Consider the following 16,220-nt stretch of genomic DNA (forward strand, 5'->3'; position numbering starts at 1 on the left):
CAGTTAAGGGTTAGAGTTCAAAAAAACTAAGACTTCCGCGAATTATTTTAGATAGTGAAAAAATAATTTATGTGATGAAGATCCGTAATTTAGCCACGCGTTACAGATTTATCCGTAGCGTAAAGCCGCTGTGTTACAGAACTTTGCAAAGGAACGTAAATCTTTGCTAAAAACACATTGTCTCTGATATGTTTAGCCTCCGTTTAATTGTTCAGGAGTATAGGGCTACAGCCCACTATATGGACCGTCACCGACGTCAGTCATCTGCCAGGCCATTTCGCGCCTTATTCACCGGCGATCCTCGCCACGTATCGACTTTATCTACCTCTGTTTTGCCCACGTTGAGTGGGGCACCGTTTCGTCATTCCTTTAGCAGGAGCTTGTCATGGAATTCTTAATGGACCCGTCAATCTGGGTGGGATTGCTCACGCTGGTGGTGCTGGAGATTGTTCTCGGCATTGATAACCTGGTGTTTATCGCCATTCTTGCGGACAAACTGCCGCCAAAACAGCGTGATAAAGCGCGTCTGATTGGTCTCTCGCTGGCGCTGGTTATGCGACTGGGGCTGCTCTCCGTCATCTCCTGGATGGTCACGCTGACCAAACCGCTGTTCTCCGTCATGGATTACACCTTCTCCGGGCGTGATTTAATCATGCTGATCGGGGGGATATTCCTGCTTTTCAAAGCGACGACAGAGCTACACGAGCGGCTGGAAAACCGTCAGCACGATGATGGGCACGGTAAAGGCTATGCCAGCTTCTGGGTGGTGGTGCTGCAGATTGTGGTGCTTGATGCGGTCTTTTCGCTGGATGCGGTGATCACGGCGGTCGGCATGGTGAATCATCTGCCGGTAATGATGGCGGCTGTCGTCATTGCGATGGCGGTCATGCTGCTGGCCTCGAAGCCGCTGACGCGCTTCGTCAACCAGCATCCAACGGTGGTCGTGCTGTGTCTGAGCTTCCTGCTGATGATTGGTCTGAGCCTGGTGGCGGAAGGTTTTGGCTTCCATATTCCGAAAGGCTACCTGTACGCCGCGATTGGCTTCTCGATTCTGATCGAGCTGTTCAACCAGATTGCGCGCCGTAACTTTATTAAGCAGCAGTCGAATCAGCCGCTGCGTGCCCGTACTGCAGACGCGATTCTGCGCCTGATGGGCGGTCGTCGTCAGGTGAACGTTCAGTCTGATTCCGAAAACCATAACCCGGTTCCGGTCCCGGAAGGGGCGTTTGTGGAACAAGAGCGCTACATGATCAACGGCGTGCTCTCCCTGGCCTCCCGTTCGCTGCGCGGCATCATGACGCCGCGCGGGGAAATCAGCTGGGTCGATGCAAACCTGAGCGTCGATGAAATTCGCCAGCAGCTGCTCTCTTCTCCGCACAGCCTGTTCCCGGTGTGTCGCGGAGAGCTGGATGAGATCATAGGCGTCGTGCGGGCGAAAGAGATGCTGGTGGCCCTGGAAGAGGGCGTCAACGTGGAAGCCGTTGCTGCGGCGTCGCCTGCGATTGTCGTGCCGGAAACGCTGGATCCGATCAACCTGCTCGGGGTGCTGCGCCGCGCGCGCGGTAGCTTTGTTATCGTCACCAACGAGTTTGGCGTGGTGCAGGGGCTGGTGACGCCGCTGGACGTGCTTGAAGCGATTGCCGGTGAATTCCCGGATGCCGACGAAACGCCAGAGATCGTTGCAGACGGTGAAGGCTGGCTGGTTAAAGGTACCACCGACCTGCACGCGCTCTCGCACACGCTGGGGCTGGAAAACGTGATTAACGATGAAGAAGACATCGCGACCGTTGCCGGTCTGGTTATCGCCGTTAACGGCCAGATCCCGCGCGTCGGCGATGTGATCGAGCTGGCGCCGCTGCACATTACGATCGTTGAAGCCAACGACTATCGCGTTGATATGGTTCGCATTGTTAAAGAACAATCAGCCCACGACGAAGATGAGTAAGCCGGCTTAGCGCAGCGGCATTAAGGGCACGATGTGCCCGTTATGATGCGCTGGCGGGGACGCGCTTCCCGCCAGCCACTTCGGAAAATCCCGTAGCGGCATGGGCCGCGCATAGAAAAACCCCTGCAGAACAGGTACGCCATGGCGGCGCAAATAGCGCGCCTGCTCCTCCGTCTCGACCCCTTCAGCCACCAGTTCAATATTCAGCCGCTGTCCCAGCGCAATAATCATATCCGTCACCGTCGAGTTCACGGCGTCGGTACCGATGGCGGTGGTAAACGACTGGTCGATTTTCAGCACGTCCGGGTGCAGCTTTTCAAGCCAGGAGAGGGAGCTGTTCCCGGTACCAAAATCGTCGATGGCGAGCTTCACCCCTTTGCGATGCAGTTCGCGCACGATGCGATAATCCGCATCCAGCAGCGCATCTCGTTCCGTGAGTTCAATCACCAGCTGCTGGCGCGGACTAGCGCTGAACCAGAGGCGGTTCAGGTCCTGTATCAACGCCGCGCGACGGAAATGGCTGGCGGCGACGTTAATACCGATGTGAAAACTAGCGCTGGCGGGGAAGTAGCCTATCTGGCGCACCGTTTCGGCGATGACATAGCGGGTCAGGGGGACAATCTGGTTATGTTCTTCTGCCAGAGGGATAAACACCTCCGGGGTGATCCAACCCTGACGGGGGTTATTCCAGCGCAGCAGGATCTCTACGCCGGTGCACGCCTGGGTACGGGCATTCACCAGCGGCTGGCAGAAAAGCTCGAATTCCCGCGCCGCAATGCCCATATCGATCTCCCGCGTAAAGCTCATCCGGTTTGCCGTTGCCAGCCAGGCGAGATAGCCAAGCAGCAGGCTGAGCATCAGCCCGAGAGGCAGCTGGGCTGGCAGGCTTTTTAAGGCTAATTCTCCAGGGCCTGGTCCGCTGACCGTAATGGTAAAAGGATTTCGGGTTGACGATTGCTGGAAAAGAGAGCCCTCCTCATCAAACGTCAGGCTGTCGCTGACGCGTTGTCCATAGCGCAGAAAGCGATCGCCTACGGTCAGCGCCACGTCATTGATGAGCGGGCGCTGGGGCTCCAGGATCATTTTTGCGATCAGGTCGATATTGATGATCTCGATAATGCCTGCTTCACCGTCCTGAGAGACGGGATACCACTGGATCAATATCGGGCTACCCTTAAGCAGCCACTGATCGCTCGATAAAATCAGCTTTGCCGTGCTGGCGGGTAATTCCTTCAGGAAGTCGCGAACGGGCACGTTGCGGCTCCCGAAAATACTTGAGCAATACAGGATACCCTCGTTAATCAGGGCGATGGAGCGTACCGTCTGCAAAATGGCGGCCTGCTTTCGCAGCGCCAGGTGCGCCTGCAGGCAGGGCTGCCCCACCAGAGGCTGCAGCACGCTGCGGCGGTTCTCCAGAGAAAGCAGTATGTTATCAAGGGCGCGGACGGTGTGGCTGGTAAAATCGAGGATCCGCTGTTGGTTAACATTGCGCTGTGAAATAAAGCGAATGCCTAACGTCAGGATGAGCGTGAGGAACGCAACCGTGACACAGACGATAACGCGTTTTCGGCGATAGTTTTTAATGATCGTTTGTGCAGTTTGCATGAACGGTCGCCTGATAAGCCACCAGCCACAAAAGCCGGACGCAACAGTAAAAGTGTAGTGGGGAAAGCTGAAGGAGACGAGAAAGAAAAGGGAAATTCGCCCATCCGTTGCAGATGGGCGAAAGGCAGTATTAGTCGCACTGCACCTTAATGGCCAGGCCACCGCGGGACGTCTCGCGGTATTTCGCGTTCATGTCCTTGCCGGTTTCGTACATGGTTTCAATCACCTTATCCAGCGATACGCGAGGTTCGCTGGTGCGGCGCATCGCCATACGTGAGGCGTTGATCGCTTTCACGGAGGCAATCGCGTTACGCTCGATGCACGGCACCTGAACCTGGCCCGCGACCGGGTCACAGGTCAGACCGAGGTTATGTTCCATACCGATTTCCGCCGCCACGCAGACCTGCTCAGGGCTTGCGCCCAGCAGCTCTGCCAGACCCGCTGCCGCCATGGAGCAGGCAACGCCCACTTCACCCTGACAGCCCACTTCCGCACCGGAGATGGAGGCGTTCATTTTGTACAGCGCACCAATGGCACCTGCCGCCAGGAAATAGCGGATATAGATGTCCGGCGTCACGGGCTCAATAAAGTGATCGTAGTAGGCCAGCACTGCCGGAACGATACCGCACGCACCGTTGGTTGGCGCCGTCACGACGCGGCCTCCGGCGGCGTTCTCTTCGTTAACCGCCAGGGCAAACATGTTTACCCAGTCAACCACGTTCATCGGGTCGTTGGAGAACTTGTCCGTGGTCACCAGCATACGGCGCAGGGCAGAGGCACGACGCGGCACGCGCAGTGGGCCCGGCAGAACGCCTTCGGTGTTCATCCCGCGGTCGATACAGGCGCGCATGGTTTGCCAGACGTTCGCAAAATAGTCTTCAATCTCCTTTTTGCTGTGCAGGGCCAGTTCGTTCTGCATCACCATGCCGGACAGTGAAAGACCGGTCTCTTTGCAGTAGCCAAGCATTTCGGTAGCCGATTTGAACGGGTACGGTACGCTGACGTCGCCGACGCTGTCTTTGCCAAAATGCTCTTCATCCACGATGAAGCCACCGCCGATGGAGTAGTACGTTTTGCTGTAAATCTCTTTTTCACCGCTGTAAGCGTGAATGGTCATGCCGTTTTCATGCAGCGGCAGGTTGTCGCTACGGAAACGCATGCCGTCATCCTGCGGGAAATCGACTTCCTGCTGGCCGTTTGCCAGCAGCAGGCGGCCACGTGCTTCCACGTCGCGGATGAATGCCGGGATGGCATCAATATCAACGGTATCCGGCATATTGCCTGCCAGACCCATAATAATGGCGATATCGGTGTGGTGGCCTTTACCCGTTAATGACAGCGAGCCGTAAACATCCACGGCGACACGGGTAACGCTTTCCAGTAATCCTTTTTCGACCAGATCATCGACGAACTGTTTACCGGCCTTCATCGGGCCAACAGTATGGGAAGACGAAGGGCCAATTCCCACTTTGAACATGTCGAATATACTAATCACTTTCACACTCCTGACAGGGTTACCGGGGTTCCAGTAACGATGTTATAACTGCGCATAGTGTAAGAGGGAACACCGACCTCGGCTTAACTATTCACATGAATTAAACTAATGGTTAACGATGGGTTTTGCTAATAGCGCGACGCGGATCGCAAACCTGCGAAAAAGGATGGAATGTAAAGTATAGTCAAGGTTTCAGGCCGATTTGCAGCGCCAGTTCACGAATGATGCCCGCCGTCATGCCCCAGACAAAATAATGCTGATACCAGGATAACCAGACCCGATGGTCATGCCCACGACGCTGAATATCCAGCGGGTGGTAACGACTCAGTCGAAGGGCTTCATCAAGCGGCATTTCAAACACCGCAGAGACTTCATCGACGCTGGCGTGATACTGCAGGCCCGGCGGGATAATGCCCACCACCGGCGTGACCTGAAAACCGGTAACGCTGTCGACGGGCGGCAGCACGCCGATGACCTCAACCGCTTCCGGTGGAATGGCAACCTCTTCCTGCGCTTCGCGCAGCGCGGCGGCAATCAGCGAGGCGTCGGAGCTGTCTACCGCGCCACCCGGAAAGGCGACCTGACCCGCGTGCTTACGTAAATGGGGAGAACGCTGGGTGAGCAGCAGGCCCGGCTGCGCGCGACGCACTACCGGGATCAGCACGGCCGCCTGTCTCTGATTGAGCGCCTCGCGGTTAACCTGCGGTCGTAATAGCTGAAAACGAGATAAAAAGTCGTCCAGCGTCAGGTTCTCTTTTTCCACCCGTGATTACTCCAGTTGTTTCAGGATACGGTTAACTTTATCAAAGGTTTCCTGATATTCCGCTTCGACCCGGCTGTCGGCAACAATGCCGCCCCCGGCCGAACAGTAAAGGTTTCCGTCGCAGGCCGTCAGCGTGCGAATGGTAATGCTGGTATCCATGGTGCCGCACAGGCTGATATAGCCGATGCTGCCGCACCAGGCGTTGCGGCGGTGCGGCTCCAGCTCATCAATGATCTCCATCGCTCGTACCTTCGGCGCGCCGGTGATGGAGCCCCCCGGAAACGCGGCGCGGAGCAGATCGCAGGCGGTGCGCGAATCAGGCAGCCGCGCGGTAATGGTGCTGACCAGATGATGCACCGCCGGGAAAGGCTCGACGACAAAAAGTTCTGGCACGCGCACGCTGCCCGGTTCAGCGACGCGGCCAATATCGTTACGCATCAGGTCGACAATCATCAGGTTCTCGGCGCGGTCTTTCGGCGAGGCGGCAAGCTTTTCTGCCTGCTTGCGATCGGCGTCGGGATCCGCAAGACGCGGTAACGTGCCTTTAATCGGACGGGTTTGAATCGTGCCCTCGGCCAGATGAATAAAGCGCTCGGGTGACAGGCTGAGTATGGCCCCCTGTTCCAGACGGACAAATGCGCTGAACGGTGCCTTATTGCTGGCGTTAAGGCGGGTAAATGCCTGCCACTCGTCTCCCTGATACGTTGCCTGGAAACGCTGGGCGAGGTTAACCTGATAGCAATCACCGCTTTGCAGATACGCCTGAACGCGGGCGAATTTTTCGGCATACTCCGCTGCGCTCATATTTGAGCGCCAGCCAGAGGTCAACGTAACCGTCTGTGCCGGTGCAGGCCGTCGCGCCTCCAGCCAGGCCCGACGCGCCTGTACGTCATGATGGCTCAGCAGGGAAACCGTTTTTTTCAGGTGATCGACAATTAACGCCCAGTCATACAGCCCCACGGCCATGTCTGGCAGGGAAATATCAGCCTGCGCATGCTCCGGCAGCGTTTCGAAACGGCGACCCAAATCGTAACCAAACAGGCCCAGCGCGCCCCCCTGAAAAGGGAGATCCGGATTCGGCGCGGCAGATAAGCCTAGCGCGTTAATGGCCTGCTGCAGCTGCAGCAGCGGATCGTCCGCCAGTGACAGATCATCGGTTGTCAGCGTCTTCAGCGGATCGGCCACCAGAATGTCGAAGCGGCTGTAGGGATGGTCCGCATGGCCGGAATGCAGCAGCATCGCAAACGGCAGATGGCTCAGGCGGGCAAACCAGAATTCAGCGGCGTCTGCACGCCAGGGCAAGGTCATAACAGTGGGGAAGCGCATGTTCATGTGTGGCATACTACCGGGCAGCGTGAAATAATTAGCGCGAATAATTTAGCAGGAGTTGACGATGTTTGCAGGTTTACCTTCTCTGAGCCATGAACAGCAGCAGAAAGCGGTTGAGCGAATTCAGGAACTGATGTCCCAGGGGATGAGCAGCGGACAGGCGATTACCGTTGTCGCCGAGGAGATTCGCGCCAGTCATTCCGGCGAGCGGATCGTAGCGCGTTTCGAAGATGAAGATGAAGATCCAGAAGAGTAATCGGGCTTACACCGCCGCGATAATCTTAATCTCTACCTTATATTCCGGTTTCATCAGCGTGGCCTGTACGGTACAGCGTACAGGCGCGTGACCCGCCACTACCCATGCATCCCAGGCTTTGTTCATCGCCGCGAAATCCTCTTTGTTTGCCAGGAAAATCGTCGCATCCAGAATGCGGGATTTGTCGCTGCCCTGTTTTTCCAGCACCGCATCAATCTGCGCCAGGGTGTTAGCCATCTGCTCGAACGCATCCGCGTCCAGGTTAGCCGGTACGCCGGTGTAATAGAGCGTCTGGTTATGGATCACTACATCAGACCAGCGGGCTTCGGCATCAATGCGCACAATTGTCATAAACGTTTCCTCGTTATTTTTCGTCGTCAGGCGGCAAGACTGCCATATTGTTCTCGCGTCGTCACTATTTGGGGTGGCACAGGAGAGGATGGGCTGACATAATCCCCTGTGCAAAAATACAGTGAGAGAACACCGTGGCAGACGATTTTTCCCCTGAAGGTCAATTAGCGCAGGCTATCCCCGGCTTTAAACCCCGTGAGCCTCAGCGCCAGATGGCGCACGCCGTTGCACGCGCCATCGATAAGGCTCAGCCGCTGGTGGTCGAAGCCGGAACCGGCACGGGTAAAACGTATGCTTACCTTGCACCGGCGCTGCGCGCGAAGAAGAAGGTGATTATTTCCACCGGATCGAAGGCGCTGCAGGATCAGCTCTACAGCCGCGATTTGCCCACGGTGGCGAAAGCGCTGAAATACAAGGGGCGTCTGGCCCTGCTGAAGGGGCGCTCCAACTATCTCTGCCTGGAACGTCTTGAGCAGCAGGCGCTGGCGGGCGGCGACCTGCCGGTGCAAACCCTTAGCGACGTTATTATCCTTCGCGCCTGGGCGAACCAGACCGAAGAGGGCGATATCAGCACCTGCGCGAGCGTGCCGGAAGATTCCCCGGCCTGGCCGCTGGTGACCAGCACCAACGATAACTGCCTCGGCAGCGACTGCCCGCTGTATAAAGACTGCTTTGTGGTGAAAGCCCGCAAAACTGCCATGGACGCCGACGTGGTGGTGGTAAACCATCACCTTTTTCTCGCGGATATGGTGGTCAAAGACAGCGGTTTCGGCGAGCTGATCCCGGAGGCGGACGTGATGATCTTCGACGAAGCCCACCAGCTTCCGGACATCGCCAGCCAGTATTTCGGCCAGTCGCTTTCCAGCCGCCAGCTTCAGGATCTGGCGAAAGATTTCACCATTGCCTACCGGACCGAACTCAAAGATACCCAGCAGCTGCAGAAGTGCGCCGACCGTCTGGCGCAGAGCGCGCAGGATTTCCGCTTGCAGCTCGGCGAGCCGGGCTATCGCGGTAACCTGCGCGAGCTGCTGGCGGACAAAAACATCCAGCGCGCGCTGCTGCTGCTCGATGATGCCCTCGAACTCTGCTACGACGTGGCAAAACTGTCGCTTGGCCGCTCCGCGCTGCTGGATGCGGCCTTCGAACGCGCCACGCTCTATCGCGGGCGGCTCAAACGGCTGAAAGAGATTAACCAGCCGGGGTTCAGCTACTGGTATGAGTGCACCTCCCGGCACTTCACGCTGGCGCTCACGCCGCTGACGGTGGCGGATAAATTTAAAGAGGTGATGGCGCAAAAACCGGGAAGCTGGATCTTCACCTCGGCAACCCTGTCGGTGAATGACGATCTGCATCACTTCACGGAACGTCTTGGCATTGAGGATGCGGAATCCCTGCTTCTGCCCAGCCCGTTCGATTACGAAAAACAGGCGCTGCTCTGCGTGCCTCGTAATCTGCCGCTGCCAAACCAGCCGGGTGCCGCTCGCCATCTGGCCGCGATGTTAAAACCGATGATCGAGGCCAACAACGGCCGCTGCTTTATGCTCTGCACCTCTCACGCCATGATGCGTGACCTCGCCGAGCAGTTCCGCGCCACCATGACGCTGCCGGTGCTCCTGCAGGGTGAAACCAGCAAAGGCCAGCTGTTACAGCAGTTTGTCAGCGCCGGCAATGCCCTGCTGGTAGCAACCAACAGCTTCTGGGAAGGGGTCGATGTGCGGGGGGATACGCTCTCGCTGGTGATCATTGATAAGCTGCCGTTTACCTCTCCGGACGATCCGCTGCTGAAGGCGCGCATGGAAGACTGCCGTCTGCGCGGGGGCGATCCGTTTGACGAGGTACAGCTCCCGGACGCGGTGATAACCCTCAAGCAGGGGGTAGGGCGATTAATCCGCGACGTCACCGATCGCGGAGTGCTGGTCATTTGCGATAACCGGCTGGTGATGCGTCCTTACGGGGCGACTTTCCTCGCAAGCCTGCCGCCCGCGCCGCGGACGCGGGACATAAAACGCGCGGTGCGCTTCCTGGCAAACCCAACGGCGGAGTAATTTACCCCGGAGTGTGCTAAGATGCGCGCCATTTTGTGACTGACCCTTGCGAGAGCGCGACGACTGATGCGAATTCTGGCTATTGATACCGCGACAGAGGCTTGCTCTGTCGCTCTGTTGAACGACGGTGCTGTTTCTGCTCATTTCGAAGAGTGCCCCCGGGAACACACCCAACGCATTCTGCCCCTGGTAAAAGCCATTTTAACCCAGGGCAACACCTCCTTAACCGACCTCGATGCGCTGGCCTTTGGCCGCGGCCCCGGCAGCTTTACGGGCGTACGTATCGGGATCGGCATTGCGCAGGGGCTGGCGCTGGGCGCCGAACTGCCGATGATCGGCGTCTCAACCCTCGCCACCATGGCGCAGGGCGCATGGCGCATGACCGGGGCAACGCGCGTTCTGGCCGCGATTGATGCCCGCATGGGCGAAGTTTACTGGGCCGAATACACCCGCGACGAGCAGGGCGTGTGGCACGGTGAAGAGACGGAAGCCGTGCTTAAGCCGGAAGCGGTCACTGAGCGGCTGCAACAGCTCTCCGGCGAGTGGGCAACCGTCGGCACCGGCTGGCCGGCGTGGCCAGACATGGCAAACGACACCGGTTTGACGCTGGTAGACGGCAACATGCTGCTGCCGGCTGCGGAAGATATGCTTCCTATTGCCTGCCAGCTGCTCGCGGCAGGAAAAACCGTGGCCGTTGAACAGGCGGAGCCGGTTTATTTGCGAAACACCGTCGCGTGGAAGAAACTTCCGGGCCGCGAGTGAATCTCAGTAACAGGAACTGAGAAAAAGGAGTCGCATCATGGCGGTTCAGACTAAAGTAGTACGCCTTATTATGGCAGGCGCAGTAGCCATAGCACTGAGCGGATGCGTTTCCGTTCCTGATGCGATTAAGGGCAGCAGCCCGACGCCACAGCAGGATCTGGTTCGGGTGATGAATGCCCCTGAGCTGTACGTCGGTCAGGAAGCGCGCTTTGGCGGTAAGGTCATCGACGTACAAAACCAGCAGGGGAAAACCCGTCTCGAGATCGCCACCGTTCCGCTGGACAGCGGCGCGCGGCCTGTACTGGGCGAGGCCTCTCGCGGGCGTATCTACGCGGACGTCAGTGGTTTCCTCGATCCGGTCGATTTTCGCGGACAGCTGGTGACCGTCGTCGGGCCGATTACCGGCGCGGTGCAGGGCAAAATCGGCAGTACGCCGTATAAATTTATGACCATGCAGGTCAACGGGTATAAACGCTGGCGGCTGGCACAGCAGGTAGTCATGCCGCCTCAGCCGATGGATCCGTGGATGTGGGGTCCACATCCTTATCGTTACGGCTACCCGGGCTGGGGTTGGTATAACCCGGGACCAGCACAGGTTCAGACGATCGTTACTGAGTAAATTACTGTTATTGTTAGAAAAGAGACAGCGGCTCAGCCGCTGTCTCTGTTTTTTTACGGATAAAACGAAAAAAAAGAGTGACGCGCTTCGCAACCTTAAATCTGAACAATTAATAAACTGGTACGCTGAGTTAATATAATGTTAACAAACTGTTTATTATCGGGGTTGTGATGACGACGAACACTCATTTCAGAGGTGATGCATTGAAGAAGGTTTGGCTTAACCGTTATCCCGCAGATGTTCCTGCTGAGATCAATCCTGACCGTTATCAATCCCTGGTGGAATTATTTGAGCACTCGGTAAGGCGCTACGCGGACCAGCCCGCATTCGTGAATATGGGCGAGGTGATGACGTTCCGTAAGCTTGAGGAGCGTAGCCGCGCGTTTGCGGCGTATCTGCAGGAAGGGCTAGGGCTGCAAAAAGGGGACCGCGTCGCGCTGATGATGCCAAACCTGCTGCAATACCCGGTGGCGTTGTTCGGTATCCTGCGAGCCGGGATGATTGTCGTCAACGTCAATCCGCTGTACACCCCGCGCGAGCTGGAGCATCAGTTGAACGACAGCGGTGCGGCCGCGATTGTCATTGTGTCCAACTTCGCCCATACGCTGGAAAAAGTGGTCGACAAAACCCAGGTTAAACACGTCATCCTGACGCGCATGGGGGATCAGCTCTCTACCGCCAAAGGCACGCTGGTTAACTTTGTCGTCAAATACGTCAAGCGCCTGGTGCCAAAATACCACCTGCCGGACGCCATCTCCTTCCGCCGCGCGCTGCATGCGGGCTACCGTATGCAGTATGTGAAACCCGAAGTGGTCGCGGAAGATCTTGCGTTTCTGCAATACACCGGCGGGACTACCGGCGTCGCCAAAGGGGCCATGCTTACCCACCGCAATATGCTGGCAAACCTTGAACAGGTGAACGCCACCTACGGGCCGCTGCTGCATCCGGGCAAAGAGGTGGTGATCACCGCGCTTCCGCTGTATCACATCTTTGCGCTGACCATGAACTGCCTGCTGTTTATTGAACTGGGTGGTCAGAACATCCTCATCACCAACCCGCGCGATATCCCGGGCCTGGTGAAAGAGCTGGCGAAGTATCCCTTCACCGCCATGACCGGGGTTAATACCCTGTTTAACGCGCTGCTTAACAACAAAGAGTTCCAGCAGCTGGATTTCTCCACGCTGCATCTCTCTGCGGGCGGCGGCATGCCGGTTCAGCAGGCGGTGGCCGAGCGCTGGGTGAAGCTCACCGGCCAGTATCTGCTGGAGGGCTATGGGCTGACGGAATGCGCGCCGCTGGTCAGCGTCAACCCGCATGACATCGACTATCACAGTGGAAGCATTGGCCTGCCGGTTCCTTCCACGGAGGCGAAACTCGTCGATGATAACGATAACGAAGTCGCGCCGGGTGAGCCGGGTGAGCTGTGCGTCAGAGGTCCGCAGGTGATGCTGGGCTACTGGCAGCGTCCCGACGCGACCGACGAAATCATCAAAGACGGCTGGCTGCACACCGGTGATATTGCGGTAATGGATGAAGAAGGCTTCCTTCGCATCGTCGATCGCAAGAAAGATATGATTCTGGTCTCCGGCTTCAACGTCTATCCGAATGAGATCGAAGACGTGGTTATGCAGCACAGCGGCGTGCTCGAAGTGGCGGCGGTCGGCGTCCCTTCCGGCAGCAGCGGTGAAGCGGTGAAGATATTTGTGGTCAAGAAAGATCCTTCCCTGACGGAGGAGGCGCTGGTAACGTTCTGCCGTCGTCAGCTGACGGGCTATAAAGTGCCGAAGCTGGTGGAATTCCGCGATGAGCTGCCGAAATCCAACGTCGGAAAGATATTACGACGAGAATTACGTGACGAAGCCCGTGGCAAAGTAGACAATAAGGCCTGAGCTTCACGCTAATCGCCCAGACGCCGGTTAAGCCGGCGTTTTTTATGGGCGCAAACAAAAGAGAACCCGTTTTGAATTACCAGATGATCACGACCAACGACGAGCTGGCTTCGCTGTGCGAAGTAACGCGCGACTTTCCTGCCATTGCCCTGGATACCGAGTTTGTCCGTACCCGGACCTATTATCCGCAGCTGGGTTTGATTCAGATGTACGACGGTAAACACGTCTCGCTGATTGACCCTCTCGGCATTACCGACTGGACGCCGATGCGTGACCTGCTGCTTGATACCGCCGTGACGAAATACCTGCACGCAGGCAGTGAAGATCTGGAAGTCTTTCTGAACACCTTTGGCATCATGCCCCAGCCGCTGATTGACACGCAGATCCTCGCGGCATTCAGCAATCGTCCGCTCTCATGGGGCTTTGCTGCCATGGTGGAGGAGTATACGGGCCTGACGCTGGATAAAAGCGAATCCCGTACAGACTGGCTGGCGCGTCCGCTTACCGAGCGTCAGCTGGAGTATGCGGCGGCAGACGTGTTTTACCTGCTGCCGATTGCCGGACAGCTGATGAAAGAGGCGGAAGCCTCCGGCTGGCTCGCTGCAGCGCTGGACGAGTGCCGTATGACCCAGCAGCGTCGTCAGGAAGTGGTTGACCCGAAAGAGGCCTGGCGCGATATCACCAACGCCTGGCAGCTGCGCACGCGTCAGCTGGCATGCCTGCAGCTGCTGGCAGACTGGCGCTTGCGTAAAGCGCGCGAGCGCGATCTGGCCGTTAACTTCGTCGTCCGCGAAGAACATCTCTGGGCGGTGGCGCGCTATATGCCAGGCAGCCTGGGCGAGCTTGACAGCATTGGGTTGTCGGGCAGCGAGATCCGCTTCCACGGTAAAACCCTGCTGGCGCTGGTCGCCAAAGCGCAGGAGCTGCCGGAAGATGCGCTGCCGGAACCGCTGCTGAACCTGATGGACATGCCGGGCTATCGCAAAGCGTTTAAGGATATCAAAGCGCTGGTGCAGGCTGTTGCAACCGAAAGCAAACTGAGCGCGGAACTGCTCGCCTCACGTCGTCAGATTAACCAGCTGCTGAACTGGCACTGGAAGCTGAAGCCGCAGAGTGGCGTGCCGGAGATGATGGCGGGCTGGCGCGGGGAATTGATGGCCGATCGCCTGAATACGCTGCTGGACGGTTATCCGCGATAAAAAAATATGCCGGGCGATATACCCGGCATATTTCCCCGGTGGCGCTGCGCTTACCGGGGCGATGAAAACACAAACCTACGGACGCGACTCTTCCGCTTCCGGGAGCGTAACGTTCAGCTCCAGAATCGAAATATCCCCGTCTTTTTGTTCCAGCTGCACCGTGACCATCTCCGGGTCAATCTGCACGTACTTACAGATCACTTCCAGGATGTCCTTGCGCAGCTGCGGCAGGTAGTGAGGCTCGGCGTCGCTACGACGACGCTCCGCAACGATAATTTGCAGACGTTCTTTTGCGATGTTGGCGGTGTTCTTTTTCCGCGAGAGAAAAAAGTCCAGTAATGCCATAACTTATCCTCCGAACAGGCGTTTGAGGAAACCTTTCTTCTCTTCTTCAATGAAGCGGAAAGGACGTTCTTCTCCCAGCAGACGGTCAACGGTATCGGCGTAAGCTTTACCTGCATCTGCCAATGTATCAAGGATCACTGGCTCGCCCTGGTTAGAGGCGCGTAACACGGACTGATCTTCCGGGATAACGCCCACCAGCTTAATGCGCAGGATCTCCAGCACGTCTTCCATGCTCAGCATGTCACCTTTGTTCACGCGGCCCGGGTTGTAGCGAGTGAGCAGCAGGTGTTCTTTAATCGGGTCTTCGCCATTTTCCGCACGACGGGATTTAGAGGCGAGGATCCCCAGAATGCGGTCTGAGTCACGCACGGATGAAACTTCAGGGTTGGTAGTAATGATCGCTTCATCAGCGAAGTAGAGCGCCATCAGGGCACCGGTTTCGATGCCCGCAGGGGAGTCGCAGACAATGAAGTCGAAATCCATTTTTTTCAGATCGTCGAGCACCTTTTCCACACCTTCGCGGGTCAGGGCGTCTTTGTCACGCGTCTGAGAAGCCGGGAGAATGTAGAGGTTCTCGGTGCGCTTGTCTTTGATCATCGCCTGGTTCAGCGTGGCATCGCCCTGAATGACGTTCACGAAGTCATACACGACGCGACGCTCACATCCCATGATGAGGTCGAGGTTACGCAGACCGATATCGAAGTCGATAACGATGGTTTTCTTTCCCTTCTGGGCCAAACCAGTAGCGATGGCCGCGCTGGAGGTGGTCTTGCCAACGCCTCCTTTACCCGAAGTAACAACAATAATGCGTGCCATAGAAATTCCTTGTTAAAAAGGGATCAATTCAACGGTTGAACGGTCAACGCGTCGTCTGCCAGAAGCAGGCGAGCCGCTTTGCCATAAAATTCGGCTGGGATCTTGTCGCTCAGCCAATATTCACCTGCGATGGACACCAGTTCCGCCGTCAGGTGAGTACAAAATATTTGCGCATCTCGATCGCCACTTGCACCGGCGAGCGCACGTCCACGCATCATACCGTATACGTGAATATTGCCATCTGCAATCAGCTCAGCGCCAGCGCTGACGTGGCTTGTAACAATCAGATCACAGTTTGGTGCATAAATGCGCTGACCGGAACGAACCGGCACATCAATCATTCGCGTTTTTGTGACGGTAGTAACGTTTTGAACCGCAGGAGGGGGCGTTTGCACGGCAACGGGTGCCGCACGCGAGGCTTTTTCTTTGCCCTCATTCAGAAGGGGCAGCCCCGCACGCTCAATTTCCGCTTTCAGCTCAGTATCTTTGCAGCCGCTGATGCCCACGATACGCAGTCCGGTCGAGGAGACGGCCTGCTGGAGAAGCTTCCAGTTAACCGGAGCCTCAAGACCGCTGACGTTGATAACAACAGGGGCGTGCTTTAGAAAGGCGGGAGCCTGGGCGATTTTGTCTTCTAACGCCTGACGAATAACCTCGGGTTTTGCATCATGCAAATGTACCACTGATAAGGTGAAGCTACTGCCTTTAAGCTCGATGGGCGTGTTTGACATCCTGGCCTTACTCAATTTGCTATTAACCGCAACCACTCGCTGCGATATTCCGAAGAGTATCAGGCATGTT

16 protein-coding genes are annotated in these 16,220 nt (G+C 57.0%); 8 read left to right on the top strand and 8 right to left on the bottom strand.

Going from position 1 to position 16,220, the window contains the following annotated elements; all coding sequences use genetic code 11:
- Positions 1-239 precede the first annotated feature (239 nt).
- The gene (locus NUX24_RS21885; RefSeq protein WP_372587060.1) at positions 240-398 is read left to right on the top strand and encodes a hypothetical protein; all 159 of its coding nucleotides are present in this window, start codon (positions 240-242) and stop codon (positions 396-398) included.
- The gene (gene yoaE / locus NUX24_RS04175) at positions 386-1,945 is read left to right on the top strand and encodes a CNNM family cation transport protein YoaE (protein ID WP_033145827.1); all 1,560 of its coding nucleotides are present in this window, start codon (positions 386-388) and stop codon (positions 1,943-1,945) included. The genes NUX24_RS21885 and yoaE overlap by 13 nt, the downstream gene beginning before the upstream one ends.
- Positions 1,946-1,951: 6 nt before the next feature.
- Here yoaE and NUX24_RS04180 read toward each other — a convergent pair whose 3' ends face one another.
- From NUX24_RS04180 to pabB, 4 genes are all read right to left on the bottom strand, one after another.
- Positions 1,952-3,550 (bottom strand): cyclic diguanylate phosphodiesterase, encoded by a 1,599-nt coding sequence (locus tag NUX24_RS04180; protein WP_257830072.1) that lies wholly within the window; start codon positions 3,548-3,550, stop codon positions 1,952-1,954.
- Positions 3,551-3,680: 130 nt separating this feature from the next.
- Positions 3,681-5,045, bottom strand: coding sequence for an L-serine ammonia-lyase (gene sdaA / locus NUX24_RS04185; protein ID WP_257830073.1), 1,365 nt, complete (start codon positions 5,043-5,045; stop codon positions 3,681-3,683).
- Between the two features lie 184 nt (positions 5,046-5,229).
- On the bottom strand, positions 5,230-5,808 hold the full coding sequence (locus NUX24_RS04190; protein WP_047652298.1) for a CoA pyrophosphatase: 579 nt from the start codon (positions 5,806-5,808) through the stop codon (positions 5,230-5,232).
- Positions 5,809-5,814: 6 nt separating this feature from the next.
- Entirely contained in the window at positions 5,815-7,140 is a 1,326-nt protein-coding gene (pabB, locus tag NUX24_RS04195; RefSeq protein ID WP_257830175.1) for an aminodeoxychorismate synthase component 1, read from the bottom strand.
- 61 nt (positions 7,141-7,201) lie between these two features.
- Here pabB and NUX24_RS04200 point away from each other — a divergent pair, with 61 nt between their 5' ends.
- The gene (locus NUX24_RS04200) at positions 7,202-7,393 is read left to right on the top strand and encodes a YoaH family protein (RefSeq protein ID WP_033145823.1); all 192 of its coding nucleotides are present in this window, start codon (positions 7,202-7,204) and stop codon (positions 7,391-7,393) included.
- 6 nt (positions 7,394-7,399) lie between these two features.
- Here the strand turns inward: NUX24_RS04200 and NUX24_RS04205 are convergent, their stop codons facing one another.
- On the bottom strand, positions 7,400-7,744 hold the full coding sequence (locus NUX24_RS04205; RefSeq protein WP_257830074.1) for a RidA family protein: 345 nt from the start codon (positions 7,742-7,744) through the stop codon (positions 7,400-7,402).
- A 134-nt stretch (positions 7,745-7,878) separates the two neighbouring features.
- On the opposite strand from NUX24_RS04205, the gene NUX24_RS04210 reads away from it, so the two are divergent.
- The 5 genes from NUX24_RS04210 to rnd all read left to right on the top strand — a co-directional run bounded on the left by NUX24_RS04210 (position 7,879) and on the right by rnd (position 14,258).
- Positions 7,879-9,789: an ATP-dependent DNA helicase gene (locus tag NUX24_RS04210; RefSeq protein WP_257830075.1), complete on the top strand. Its 1,911-nt coding sequence runs from the start codon at positions 7,879-7,881 to the stop codon at positions 9,787-9,789.
- A gap of 66 nt (positions 9,790-9,855) precedes the next feature.
- Positions 9,856-10,551 (top strand): tRNA (adenosine(37)-N6)-threonylcarbamoyltransferase complex dimerization subunit type 1 TsaB, encoded by a 696-nt coding sequence (tsaB, locus tag NUX24_RS04215; RefSeq protein ID WP_257830076.1) that lies wholly within the window; start codon positions 9,856-9,858, stop codon positions 10,549-10,551.
- Between the two features lie 37 nt (positions 10,552-10,588).
- Positions 10,589-11,170: a Slp family lipoprotein gene (locus NUX24_RS04220; protein WP_047173205.1), complete on the top strand. Its 582-nt coding sequence runs from the start codon at positions 10,589-10,591 to the stop codon at positions 11,168-11,170.
- Positions 11,171-11,373: 203 nt separating this feature from the next.
- Positions 11,374-13,059: a long-chain-fatty-acid--CoA ligase FadD gene (gene fadD / locus NUX24_RS04225; protein WP_075204798.1), complete on the top strand. Its 1,686-nt coding sequence runs from the start codon at positions 11,374-11,376 to the stop codon at positions 13,057-13,059.
- A gap of 71 nt (positions 13,060-13,130) precedes the next feature.
- Positions 13,131-14,258: a ribonuclease D gene (gene rnd / locus NUX24_RS04230; RefSeq protein WP_214576435.1), complete on the top strand. Its 1,128-nt coding sequence runs from the start codon at positions 13,131-13,133 to the stop codon at positions 14,256-14,258.
- A gap of 75 nt (positions 14,259-14,333) precedes the next feature.
- Here the strand turns inward: rnd and minE are convergent, their stop codons facing one another.
- The 3 genes from minE to minC are packed head-to-tail and all read right to left on the bottom strand — an operon-like array spanning position 14,334 to position 16,150.
- Positions 14,334-14,603: a cell division topological specificity factor MinE gene (gene minE / locus NUX24_RS04235; protein ID WP_008500504.1), complete on the bottom strand. Its 270-nt coding sequence runs from the start codon at positions 14,601-14,603 to the stop codon at positions 14,334-14,336.
- 3 nt (positions 14,604-14,606) lie between these two features.
- Positions 14,607-15,419, bottom strand: a complete 813-nt coding sequence (gene minD, locus NUX24_RS04240; RefSeq protein WP_029742160.1) for a septum site-determining protein MinD — start codon at positions 15,417-15,419, stop codon at positions 14,607-14,609.
- A gap of 23 nt (positions 15,420-15,442) precedes the next feature.
- On the bottom strand, positions 15,443-16,150 hold the full coding sequence (gene minC / locus NUX24_RS04245) for a septum site-determining protein MinC (protein ID WP_023312186.1): 708 nt from the start codon (positions 16,148-16,150) through the stop codon (positions 15,443-15,445).
- Positions 16,151-16,220: the final 70 nt, after the last annotated feature.

Source organism: Enterobacter sp. HG048 (assembly GCF_024702055.1).
Classification (GTDB): Bacteria; Pseudomonadota; Gammaproteobacteria; order Enterobacterales; family Enterobacteriaceae; genus Enterobacter; species Enterobacter dykesii.